This window comes from Leyella stercorea DSM 18206 (genome assembly GCF_000235885.1).
Classification (GTDB): domain Bacteria; phylum Bacteroidota; class Bacteroidia; order Bacteroidales; family Bacteroidaceae; genus Prevotella; species Prevotella stercorea.
This window is the reverse complement of sequence record NZ_JH379466.1, coordinates 1-12,734: the sequence shown is the minus strand read 5'-3', so window position 1 is coordinate 12,734 and position 12,734 is coordinate 1. Positions and strand designations below refer to the sequence as shown.

The window sequence follows — 12,734 nt, the reverse complement described above, 5'->3', positions numbered from 1 at the left end:
GAAACGCAAAACAGATGATAAGCATTGGCACAGGCCGTTATACTTATCATCTGTTTCCGGGTCAGGTTGCATTCCAGCGAAAGCGGACGCTCCCAAGGTATCTCTGGGTCACGGGGCGTGACCGGAGGCACCGGAGGTGAGAATGTGTCATACGTCTGCTTCACCTCCATGCACTTCTCAAACGAGAAGTCCGTGGCTGCAAAGAGCGGTTGGATAAGATGAGCGCAGTCATGCAGCATCCCTTTGAGGACGTGGATGTTCATCTCATGGCAGTTCCGGCACGCTGCACGGTCGCAGTCGATGTACCGGTGGCTGTTCACGAAATCCTCCGCATAACGGTGATACTGTTTGCTGCCCGTGACAACATCACGGAGATACAAGGTTCTTGCTTCAGCGATCAGGGCATAAAGTTCCTGCGCTGCATCCTGTTCTGTCACGAAATGGTGCAGATGTTCATTCCCTCCAAAAAGAGAGAGGGCCTTTGTCAGGTCTTTTCATTTTGGATAATTTTAAAGAATTTATAATATAGTCAAGAAGGGTGTTGCCCCGGCTATCTGTCTGTTTTCCGAAAACAACACCCCAATAAGCGTCTGCAAAAATCAAACACATATATGAGTTATGCGACAATCTCAGTCAAACAGGCCGTTCGTCAGGTTCACCGCGTCATCTTTTTTCTTGTTGACAATCTTGGCGTAAACCTGCGTCATTTTTACGGATGTATGACCGAGCAGCTTGGAAACGGTGTACAGATCCGCTCCCAAAGTAAGCATCATTGTGGCGAATGTATGGCGGGCGGTGTGAAAGGTGAAATGCTTGGTAATCCCGGCTTTGACGGCCCACGGCTTAAGACATACATTGATGTGAGCCGGCAAATGGAACACAAAATCGTTACCTGTCTTGTTACCTTGTTCAGGCATCCACTTCAAAGCTTCGTTGGAGAGAGGGAGGTATATCGGCTCCTTCGTCTTCTGCATGGCCACCGACAGACGGTATTGTCCGTTGTCAAGAAAAACGTCTTTCCATTTCAATCCTACGATATCACTGATTCGCAGTCCGCAGAAGCAGGAGAACAGATAGGCTCTCTTGACTTCCTCGTTCTGTATCGGAGTGGCAATCAATGCCCGTACCTCTTCGATGGTCATATATGAACGTACGCTTTCCGGCATCTTGGGCTTTTCCGACTTGTCCATTTCGTTAAACGGATTCCGCAGCATGCGTTTGGCACGCACGGCTGCATTCAGGGCGCCGTTTAGAATCTGATAATAGGTGTTACGGGTAGAAGCCGCTATCAGTTTCCCTCTATAGCGGTAGGCTGTCAGCATAAAGTCAATGTATCCCTGGCAGAAAGACAAGTCAACCCGATCCAAGGTATATCGGTCTCCGGCGTACTCCTGTAGGATGCGGATAACAGACTTTATGTGGTCTATACCTTTTTTGCCTCGCTTTTTCTGGTTCTCCCTGTAGGTGTTCATCCAGTCCAGCAGATAAACCTTCTCCACGTGGTTCACAATCCCGGCTTCACCGCTGGTCAGCTCGATGATGCGTTTTGACTTGATGGCATTGGCAGCAGCCATTGTTATCTCGTTCTGATGCCGGGCATTGCTGTCCGTTTCCGGAACAAGGTACATCTTCAAGTACTCGTATGACCTTTTACCGTTCCGGTATATATCCAGATACAAACTCTTGCAGCCGTCAGCCAAATCTTTTGTCCGAAGGCGGATAGGTTCCTTTACTTTTTTAGGCTTCTTTACTCGTGGCATAACTGTGTCCTTTCATTTGTTGTTTTCCTATCGCAAATATACAAATAAAAACCGAAACCAAGAAACAAACAAGAAACAAAAATGTACCTAAAAACAACAAAAGTAATGAAAGTACAGAAAACAACTGAAAACTCAAATATCTATTTAAACCATTGATATAAAGCCTATTTATATATATTTATTTGGATTTTATTTTCAATCAATATACGTATAGTTCTTTATTGGTAATAATCCAAAGTCACTCCCTGAAGACTCTTACTCTCTGTATATACAAGAATCGATACGATAAGGTTGGTAGGAGGCTACGGCATTAGCTTTCCGCTACGCGCCGCTGACTTTCAGTTCTTGCCGTAGCCCTTGGCGACTGAAATAAAATTGTTACAACTATTTGCAATGGCTACGGCAGGAATGCCGTAGCCTCCTACATGCATCCTACGATATGCAAAAGTATAAAAAAAGCGTGGCACTCTGTATGAGCGCCACGCTTGTATATATAGTATATTAACTAATTGTCTGCTTATTTAACCTCTACGGCTTCGAGAGCAGCCTCATCGTGCTTGATCTTGCGACCGAGTGTGAGGTAAGCCACCGGAGCAGCCATGAAGATAGAAGAGAGTGTACCGAAGATTACACCGAGCAACATTGCGAACGAGAAGCTGCGAGTGCTCTCACCGCCGAAGCAGAAGATACAGAGCAGCACGATGAGTGTTGAGAACGATGTATTGATAGTACGTGCGAGGGTCTCGTTCAGCGACTTGTTGAAGAGCTCCTGCAGATCCATCTTCTTGTGGAGTGTGAGGTTCTCGCGGATACGGTCGAACACAACCACCTTATCGTTGATAGAGTAACCGATAACGGTAAGGATAGCACCGATGAAGGTCTGGTCGATCTCGAGTGAGAACGGCACTACGTCCCAGAGGAGTGAGAAGAATCCGATAACGATTGTTGCGTCTACGGCGAGGGCTACTGTAGAGCCTACTGAGAACGCTACGTTGCGGAAACGCACGAGGATGTAGACGAAGATGGCTGCGAGGGCGAAGAGTACGCTGATGATAGCACCGTGTGTGATGTCCTTAGCCACAGCCGGACCTACCTTTGTAGACGATACGATTGAGCCGCCTGCGCGTACGTCAGGGTTCTTGAATGCCTCAACGCTGCCCTGAGTTACGAGGCCAGCGCCGTGGAGACCCTTGTAGAGTATGTCCTCAACCTCGTTGTCGATGGCGGGGTTGTTCGACTCAATCTTGTAGTTGGTAGAGATACGGATTGTCTTGCCGTCTGTACCGAGTGCGAGAGCATTAACTGTTGCGCCCTTGAAGAGCGGTACGAGGGCTTCCTTCACCTGCTCAGGCTCTGTCTGCTTCTCGAGCACCACTACGTAGTTGCGACCACCGGTGAAGTCGATACCCTTGCTCAAGCCACGTACGAAGAAGCTGCCGAGCATGATGAGGATTACGACGCCGAACACTGTGAATGATGTCTTATATGACGACATGAACGCGAAGTTCTTGTTCGCCATAAAGTTGCGTGATACGCGTGTAGAGAAGTTCTGCTTTGTCCACTTGTCGTGCTTCAGACGGTTCTCGTAAACGAGGCGTGTGAGGAACACTGCGGTGAAGAACGAGCAGCAGATACCGATGATAAGTGTGGTAGCGAAGCCGCGGATTGGACCTGTACCGAACACGTAGAGGATGATACCTGTGATGATTGATGTCAAGTTAGAGTCGAAGATGGCTGAGAAGGCGTTGCTGTAACCCAGCGAGAGTGCCTGCTTTGTGCCGAGACCCTTCTTGAGTTCCTCCTTGGTGCGCTCGTAGATAAGCACGTTGGCGTCTACAGCCATACCGAGGGCGAGCACGATACCGGCGATACCTGGCATTGTAAGAGCTGCCTGGAACGATGCCATGATACCCATGGTGAAGAAGAGGTTGAGGAGGAGGGCGCCGTTAGCTACCATACCCGGGATGAAGTCGTACATCACTACCATATAGATCATCAAGATGATAAAGGCGAAGATGAACGAGATGAAGCCCTGTTGGATTGACTGTGCACCGAGTGTCGGACCTACCACTTCCTCCTGAACGATGTGTGCCGGAGCCGGCATACGACCAGACTTAAGAGTGTTAGCCAAGTCCTTTGTATCTTCGATTGTGAAGTTACCAGAGATAGACGACTGACCGCCAGAAATCTCGCCGTTTACGCGCGGAGCAGAGTAAACTGTACCGTCGAGTACGATAGCGATTGCCTTGCCTACGTTAGCCTTTGTGAGGGCTGCCCAGCGGCGTGCACCGTCAGAGTTCATTGTCATTGAAACCTCAGGCGAGCCAGTAAGGTTGTTGAACTGGTCCTTAGCGTCGGTCACTACGTCGCCCTCGATAGGAGCGCGGCCGTTGGTGGTTGTCACCTTAATAGCGTGAAGCTCATAGATATTCTTTGCCTGGATGCCGTCAGCTGGCTTAGCACTCCAAAGGAGGCGGCAGTCGGCGGGGAGTATCTGCTTAGCAAGAGCCGAGTAGATAATCTTGTTTACCTCTGCTGTGTCGCGTGCCGAAGCGTAGCCTACGAGGCTGAGCGCACCGTTGCCAGAAGGCTGGAGCACAGAGAAGAGCGGGTTCTGCTTCTTGGCCTCAGCCATAGCTGCTGCGTCGTCTGCCTTAGCGTCCTTCTTTGTCTTGAACGCTGCCTTTGCCTTAGCTTCTACCTTCTCGGCTGCTGCTACTGCTGCTGTGTCGGTAGCAGCCGAGTCGGCTACTTCCTCCTTGGCACCAGAGCGGTGGTTAGCCTCGCGCTGGTTGAGCTGTGAGAGGTAAGGGATGATTTCGTCTGAGTTGTATGTCTCCCAGAACTCAAGGTTTGCGCTACCCTGGAGGAGCTTACGCACGCGCTCCGGCTCGTTGATACCCGGCATTTCTACCATGATACGACCCTGCTGACCCTCGAGCTTCTGGATGTTAGGCTGTACGACACCGAACTTGTCGATACGTGTACGTACGACGAGGAACGAGTTATCGATAGCTGCCTGCACCTCTGAACGGAGCACCTTCTCTACTTCCTTGTCAGAAGAGTTAGGCGACGCCTTGCCCTGGAGCTGCTGTGTAGCGAAGATCTCTGAGAGATGACGTCCCGGAGCGTTCTTCTTGAAAGCGTTGACGAAGAGAGTGATGAAGTCGCTCTGCGATACTTCGTGCTCTGCGCGAGCCTCTTTCATCGACTTAACGAAAGCTGCGTCTACCTTGTGGTCGGCGAGGTTCTCGAGTACATCAGGAACGCTCACTTCAAGGATGACGTTCATACCGCCTTTAAGGTCAAGACCGAGACCGATCTGTGTTTCGAGACACTTCTGATAAGAGTAGATGCCAAGATACTTCACGGAGTCCTTGTAGTCCTGCTGTGCGATAGGATCCTTTATCTTCGCAGCCTGGCTGTCATAGTACTTTGTGGCAGCCGAGAACGAGAGATAGAAGATACTTGCAAGCGTCAAAAGGACGGCTGTTACAATTACAATACCTTTGTTCTGCATTTTTTTGATTTATTTTTTGTTATTATTATTTTTTCGCTGTGTATACAGATAGCGTGCAAAGTTACAGATTTTTTCAGTTAAACCGAAATTTATAGCTTTATTTCTTTGTTTTGCAGAGGTTTAAGAGTTTAAAACACTTATAAAAGTCCAGTTTTTAAATATTTTTATAATATATAAGGTGAAAAAGCACTTTCTAAAGTGGTTTCATCACCCCTATACTCATTGCTATTTTACCCTTTGCAGCTTACATACAATCGGATAATGATCGGATGCACTTATGCTATTGTCCACCTTGCATTCATAGGGTTTCCAATGGTCGGAGCACATAATGTTGTCTATGCGCACGTAGAAAGCGTTGTAGTGGTAAGATATACCAGGACCATTCGCCGTAGCTACATAACAGTCGGTGAGTTCTTTAGCTAAGCGTTGATGGGTATAGGATATGGGCGAATCGTTGAAGTCGCCTGCAAGGATTATGCTCTGATGCTTATGATGCTCAATGTATTCAGCCACAGCGTCTGCCTGTGGTCCACGTTTCGCTGACGACTCGCCAAGCAAGTTCCACAGGCGATGTGTTTCCTGTTTTGTTTCATCGCTTTCCATGTCACCTTTCAACATCGACTTAAAGCGTGTACGGTCTTCGGGCGACAATCCGGTAACCTGGAAGTGGGCTACAATAACAAGCGTAGTGTCCTTTTCACCTGTCTTTAGAGCATAAGATACGGCGTTATATGTATCCTCTTCGGTGGATATATATTCCTCCCCTACTATCGGCAACTTACTATATATACCGACAGCATCGCCTCCTTTGGGATTTTTCGAGCCACTATACTTGCTGTAAGGATACTTCACGTCCAACAACGAGTCTATCTTCACACGCTTTGCCCATTGTACATCAGCTTCCTGCAAACAAACTATATCAGCGTCCTGTTCCAACATATAATCGGCTATAGCGCATGGCTGCGACAAGTCGGTCCACGTAGAAAAGCAGAATACATTGTACGACATTATCTTCAACGCATCCTCAGGAGCCGAAGACGGAACATTCAGCGGAACATAAGTGCGCACCGGACCGAAACATACTATCATTCCGACTAACGAGATGAGTGCCCCACGCTTACAAAACAACAACCAAAAGACGAGAAATGCTATATTAAGCAGCAAAAACAAGGGGAATACAAGCCCAATGTTAGCTATCAACGGATGAGCCGTAGGGTTAACCCTGTCGCTATATCCTATAGCTAACATAAAGAACACCGTCACCACATTGAATGCGGCGACGATGCGAAAGATTATTGATTTTATATTTTTCAAAGCGTGTAAGTCTGTTTTTATTTTCTGTTACTTGCATCGAAGAGTTGCTGTTTCTCTTCACGCGTTAGCGACTCGTAACCATTACGACGTATCTTATCCAATATCTCGTCCATTCGCTCCTGCTCTGCCTTGCGGCGTGCGTTGTAGTCCCAATCGCTCTCACGGCGTGTATTTGCACTATTAGTAAACACACCGCCACGATCTTTGCGCCCCGTGCGACGCTCCCACGAGGCACGCATAGAGTCGAAGAACTGCTGTCCGCTGCGACGACTGTAGCGAATGTCGGGGTGGCGTCGCCAGTAGCGAATGAGGAAGAAACCGAACACCATACCGCCCAAGTGAGCCAGGTGAGCCACTCCGTCGCCCGTAGAAGAGTAAGCCATGAACAATTCTATCGCAGCATAACCCATCACAAACCACTTTGCCTTGATAGGCACAGGCAACGGGAATATAAAGATGCGCTCCTCAGGATAGAGCATACCGAAGGCGAGAAGTATGCCGTAGACAGCACCCGATGCACCCACGGTGGTCCAAAGGTTAAGGAAGGCGGCATTGGCATTAGCTACTTTCATTGTCTGAGCCAATGTGAAGTGAGGAAGTTGTTCGCTTGCTATAAAATAGAACTGCGCGAACTGTGCCAACTCCTGAAACAGACCAGCGCCTACTCCGCACACTATATAATAAGTGAGAAACTTCTTCGGTCCCCAAGTGCGCTCAACGATACAGCCGAACATCCACAGCGCAAACATATTGAAGAAGATATGGCTGAAACCACCATGAGCGAACATATATGTAAAGAGCTGATAGATGTGAAAGTCGGGCGCAAGAAAGAAGTGCAAACCTAAAACATTGTTGAGGTCTACACCCATAGTTCTAAATAAATAAGTGGCTAAGAATACCACTACATTCACAATAAGTAAGTTTTTTGTTATCGTTGGAATATTATTCATATCACATTTTTATATATTTGTAAATATCGCATCGTTAGAGTGGCAAAATTACGAAAAATCCACGTAAAAAGGCATAAAACAGGCTCTTCACGCTTTTTTTTTCAATTAATTATGCACTTTTTTCTGTTTTTTGTTTGATTTATGAAAGGAAAACTCTAAATTTGTCACTGAAATAGTGTGAGTTACACATTTTTAGCTCTTCAAACTCAGAGAAAACTAACATTTATAAACAATTTAAATACAACAGAATTATGAACAAGACAGAATTAGTAGAGAAGATAGCAGTAGGTGCTGAACTCAGCAAGGCTGACGCAAAGAAGGCTCTCGAAGCTGCAGTAGAAGCAATCAAGACAGCTCTCGTTGAGGGTGATAAGGTACAGCTCATCGGCTTCGGTACATTCAGTGTTAACGAGCGCCCGGCTCGCGAAGGCATGAACCTCCGCACTCGTGAGAAGATTCAGATTGCAGCAAAGAAGGTTGCTAAGTTCAAAGCAGGTGCCGAGCTTTCAGACGCTCTCAACTAAGCCAAATCAATCAAAAACCAACATAAAAAGACAGCTGAGACTTATCTCTGCTGTCTTTTTATTATTATAGGAGTTAAGAAGCTATTCATATCGTTAATTAAACATAATTAAATACAGTTGTCTTTGTCGCAAACAATATAAGTGCGTATCTTTGTAGCACATTATTATGTACACGTACACGCATTAAGCGTGTGTAATAACACTAATAGATATATCAATTAATATTTTCATACAAATTATGCAGAAAAACAATCTTCTTTTACTGTCTGCAGCTACAATGCTGTTCATGACATCTTGTTCGAAGCTTGGACCGCTCTCAGCGGACAACTTCACAGTTATCCCTAACCCACTTGAGGCAAACGCAGGCGATGTTCCAGCTACAATCAACGGAACATTCCCAGAGAAGTACATGAAGAAGAAGGCTGTTGTCACAGTTACTCCAGAGTTGCGCTACGCTGACGGTCAGGTAGCTAAGGGTCAGAGTGCTACTTTCCAGGGTGAGAAAGTAAAGGGCAACGATCAGACTATCTCTTACAAGGTAGGTGGTCGCTACACAATGAAGTCTAACTTCAAGTACGTTCCAGAGATGCAGCAGAGCGAGATGTACCTCACATTCGACGCACGCATCGGCAAGAAGCAGTTCGACGTACCTGCAGTGAAGGTAGCTGATGGCGTTATCGCTACATCAGAGCTCTACAAGAAGACTCTCGTTTCTGAGAGTGGCTGCATCGCTCCTGACGCATTCCAGCGCGTAAACGCTGCTAAGCAGGAGGCTAACATCAAGTTCCTCATCAACCAGGCTAACATCCGCAAGAGCGAGCTCAAGAACAACTCTGTTAAGGAGTTTGTTGAGTTGCTTAAGAAGATCAACGCTGACAAGGAAGGCTACAACGTACAGAACGTAGAGATCCAGGCTTACGCTTCACCAGATGGTGGCGTTAAGTTCAACGATAAGCTCGCTGGCAACCGTCAGAACGAGTCAGAGAAGTACGTTAAGGGTACATTGAAGAAGACAAAGGTAGACGCAGCTATCGACGCTCACTATACAGCACAGGACTGGGACGGTTTCCAGAAGCTCGTTGCAGCATCTAATCTTCAGGACAAGGAGGTTATCCTCCGCGTGCTCTCTATGTATAGCGACCCACAGGAGCGCGAGCAGCAGATCCGCAACATGTCTGCAGGCTTCCAGGAGCTTGCTGACGGCATCCTCCCGGAACTTCGCCGTTCACGCCTCATCGTCAACTATGAGACAATCGGCCGTAGCGACGACCAGATCAAGGAGCAGTACAGCAGCGACGCTACTAAGCTGAGCGTTGATGAGCTTCTCTACTCTGCTACTCTCGAGGAGTCGGCAGCTAAGAAGGAGGAAATCTACAAGAAGACAACAGAGGTTTACCCGAACGACTACCGCGCTTACAACAACCTCGCTGCTCTTGCACTCGCTAAGGGCGACGTAGCAGCTGCTAAGCAGTACGCTCAGAAGGCTACTTCTCTCGGTTCATCTACTCCGGAGGCACAGGCTAACCTCGGTCTCATTTCGCTCATCGAGGGCGACGTACAGGGTGCAGAACGTCAGATTGCTAAGGCTTCTGGCTCTGAGAACGTACAGTCGGCTCTCGGCGCACTCAACATCGCTAAGGGCAACTACGCTCAGGCTGACAAGGACTTCAACAAGCAGAACACAAACACTGCAGCTCTTGCTCAGATCCTGAACAAGGACTACGAGGGCGCTACAAGCACTCTTGACAAGGTAGCTAACCCGAACGGTATGACCGACTACCTCCGCGCTATCATAGCTGCACGTCGTGGCAACAAGTTCGCTGCTAACTCTTACCTCAAGGAGGCTCTCCAGAAGGATCCTTCTTTGAAGGAGTACGCTGAGAAGGACTTGGAGCTCTCTCTTCTGAAGTAAGACGTAGAAAGACGTTTTAAATAATTAAAAATAAATGAAGGCTGAGGGTTATTGCTCTCAGCCTTCTTATTCTAACTTCAGTTCATACGACTAAAATGAACAAAACAATTATAGCGACATTACTCGCCCTGATTATGGTGTCATGTGGAACCGATAGTCGTCATTTCGAAATCGACGGCAGGCTCCTGAACCTTAATCAGGGCGAGTTTTATGTATATAGCCCAGATGGCAACCTAAAGGGTATCGACACTATAAAGGTGCAAGCAGGACGCTTTACATATAAGGTGGAGTGTAAGAAAGAGATGACACTGATGATTGTGTTCCCTAACTTCACCGAGCAACCCGTGTTTGCTGCACCAGGAAAGAGCGTAGACATAAAAGGCGACGCTTCACACCTGAAAGAGATGAAGGTGAAAGGCACAAAGCCGAACGAACTGATGAACCAACTGCGCGAACAGATTGCAAACGCCTCACCCAACGAGATACAGAAATACGCACGCCAGTTCGTAGAGGATCATCCCGAATCGATAGTGAGCACATACGTCGTGCGCAACTTCTTCCTGCAGAAGGAGCGTCCCGACTTCGCCACTGCACGACAGCTGATAAACCTCATGCTTGAACATCAACCCGAGAACAACTCTCTTAAAAGTCTACAACAGAGCATAAACAACCGCACAACGCTCACCACAAACAGCCGTATTCCGAAGTTCGCTGCTTACGACATCAATGGCAAGCCGGTGAACAACGCCACACTCTCCACCGCTGGCACAACAGTAGTGGTGGCATGGGCATCATGGCACTATAATAGTATATCGATGCTACAGAGCATGGCACTACTGCAGAAAGAGACGAAAGGAGAGGTCAAGGTGGTGAATATATGTCTCGACTACTCGCGCGCTGAATGTCGCAGAATACTCAACTCAAGAGAAATAGAAGACGTCATTACCATCTGCGACGGCAAGTCGATAGACGGCGATGTATACAACCTCCTCGGCATGTCGAACATACCCGACAATATAGTCATCGAAAACGGAAAGGTGACGGCTACAAACCTCACAATCGAACAGCTAAACAAGAAACTTAGAAAGTAGTAACAAGAAACTAATGAAACGTTTACCGACACTTCTTACCGCGGCACTTTTGCTGCTAACGACCGCTAACGCTAAGGCACAGGTCAGCGTACATATCGACTCGCTACTATTCGAGAACAGCCACCGCATCGACTCTGCCTCGTGCGGTGAGCTGCGACTCAACTTCGACGCTCTGTGCTTCTTCCGCGACAATGAGTATAAGGGATGCCTCTCGAAGGGATACACGCTGCCAGGCTACCGCCTGCAGCCCACGGTGAGCTATCAGCCACTGAAGAACTTGCGCGTGGAGGTGGGCGTTAGTATGCTCCACTATTGGGGTGCAAACAAATATCCTAACCTCAACTATAGCGACATAGCAACATGGAAGGGCGACCAAACGCAGACGGGCTTCCATCTGCTACCGTTCTTCAACGTGCAACTGGCTGTGAGCCGAAACTTCAACCTCATACTCGGTAATATATATGGTGGGGCGAACCACCGACTCATCGAACCGCTCTACAATCAGGAGAACGCTCTCTCGGCCGACCCCGAGATGGGCGTGCAGATGCAGTGGCAGACGAAACCGCTCGACTTCGACGTGTGGGTGAACTGGGAGAGCTTCATCTTCGACAAGGACACGCATCAGGAGGCGTTCACCTTCGGACTGTCAACACGCTTCAAGGCAAACCGTCCAGAGCGACGTACGCATGTCTACTTCCCCTTGCAGGTGGTGATGCAGCACCGCGGTGGCGAGATAAACCCTGACGCCGAACAGCGGCAGGTGAAGACATGGATGAACGCAGCGGCAGGTGTCGGCGTAACGATACACACCGACAACTCTATTCTTACGCGCCTGAATGCAGAGGCTGACGTGGCTTACTATCGACAGATGACGGGTGCTCTCCTACCCTTCGACAATGGCAAAGGACTATATCTGAAAGCGGAGGCTGACATCTGGCGCTTCTGTCTGCGCGGTGCCTACTGGGACAGCTCGAAGTTCATCTCTATCTTCGGCAACCCTCTCTACGGCTCGGTGGGTATACACAACCGCGACTTCCAGATGCAGCGCAACCGCACCGTCTGTGCTCAACTGAGCTATGCACAAGAACTCGGTAAGGGGTTCTCATGGGGCGTGCAGGCTGATGTGTTCAACACGCTGCCCACAGACGACTTCGTCGTTGGCGACAAGGTGTATAACAATAATAATAAGGTGAGTCTTGCGGCTGGCATCTATCTGCGCGTAAAGCCGTCGTTCCTGCTGAAGAAGTTTTAATGGGGGCACCTGTCCCCACATTAGGGGGTATGGCATCCCTGCCATACCCACGCAGCCTGCTACAGCAATGTTCTCCCACAGAATTCACAGAATACACAGAAGTTTATTGTTGAGAAGGAACTCCCACAGATTTCACGGATTTACACAGATATTTACTCCCACAGAATTCACGGAACACACAGAACATTTTGCTTACATCTGTGTAAATCTGTGAAATCTGTGGGAGTTCCTTCTCAGCAATAAACTTCCGCCTTCCTGGGGGTGCACTTGTCTCAAGTGCACCAACCTATTAACAACCTATTAACAACCTATTATTGATTGGTGCACTTGAGACAAGTGCACCCCCTGAGAGTTCTCTGTGGGAGTTTCTTTTCAGTAATAAACTTCTGTGTATTCTGTGAATTCTGTGGG

8 protein-coding genes and 1 pseudogene are annotated in these 12,734 nt (G+C 48.1%); 4 read left to right on the top strand and 5 right to left on the bottom strand.

Translation table 11 applies throughout. The features are described from left to right. The 5 genes and pseudogenes from HMPREF0673_RS14930 to HMPREF0673_RS11630 all read right to left on the bottom strand — a co-directional run. Positions 1-449: pseudogene (locus HMPREF0673_RS14930) on the bottom strand (hypothetical protein); the annotation flags it as partial. Between the two features lie 180 nt (positions 450-629). Beyond that, a complete protein-coding gene (locus HMPREF0673_RS11645; RefSeq protein ID WP_007902688.1) occupies positions 630-1,760 on the bottom strand; it encodes a site-specific integrase in 1,131 nt (376 codons plus the stop codon). Positions 1,761-2,277: 517 nt separating this feature from the next. Further along, on the bottom strand, positions 2,278-5,280 hold the full coding sequence (secDF, locus tag HMPREF0673_RS11640; RefSeq protein WP_007902685.1) for a protein translocase subunit SecDF: 3,003 nt from the start codon (positions 5,278-5,280) through the stop codon (positions 2,278-2,280). A 225-nt stretch (positions 5,281-5,505) separates the two neighbouring features. Further along, on the bottom strand, positions 5,506-6,369 hold the full coding sequence (locus HMPREF0673_RS11635; RefSeq protein ID WP_245544255.1) for an endonuclease/exonuclease/phosphatase family protein: 864 nt from the start codon (positions 6,367-6,369) through the stop codon (positions 5,506-5,508). A 242-nt stretch (positions 6,370-6,611) separates the two neighbouring features. Beyond that, positions 6,612-7,544, bottom strand: coding sequence for a rhomboid family intramembrane serine protease (locus HMPREF0673_RS11630; RefSeq protein WP_007902683.1), 933 nt, complete (start codon positions 7,542-7,544; stop codon positions 6,612-6,614). Positions 7,545-7,732: 188 nt separating this feature from the next. On the opposite strand from HMPREF0673_RS11630, the gene HMPREF0673_RS11625 reads away from it, so the two are divergent. The 4 genes from HMPREF0673_RS11625 to HMPREF0673_RS11610 all read left to right on the top strand — a co-directional run bounded on the left by HMPREF0673_RS11625 (position 7,733) and on the right by HMPREF0673_RS11610 (position 12,323). After that, positions 7,733-8,068 (top strand): HU family DNA-binding protein, encoded by a 336-nt coding sequence (locus HMPREF0673_RS11625; RefSeq protein ID WP_172633663.1) that lies wholly within the window; start codon positions 7,733-7,735, stop codon positions 8,066-8,068. A 238-nt stretch (positions 8,069-8,306) separates the two neighbouring features. Further along, positions 8,307-9,980, top strand: coding sequence for a tetratricopeptide repeat protein (locus HMPREF0673_RS11620; RefSeq protein ID WP_007902681.1), 1,674 nt, complete (start codon positions 8,307-8,309; stop codon positions 9,978-9,980). Between the two features lie 95 nt (positions 9,981-10,075). Next, on the top strand, positions 10,076-11,071 hold the full coding sequence (locus HMPREF0673_RS11615) for a DUF4369 domain-containing protein (RefSeq protein WP_007902680.1): 996 nt from the start codon (positions 10,076-10,078) through the stop codon (positions 11,069-11,071). Between the two features lie 13 nt (positions 11,072-11,084). After that, a complete protein-coding gene (locus tag HMPREF0673_RS11610; protein WP_007902679.1) occupies positions 11,085-12,323 on the top strand; it encodes a hypothetical protein in 1,239 nt (412 codons plus the stop codon). The last annotated feature ends 411 nt before the right edge of the window (positions 12,324-12,734 follow it).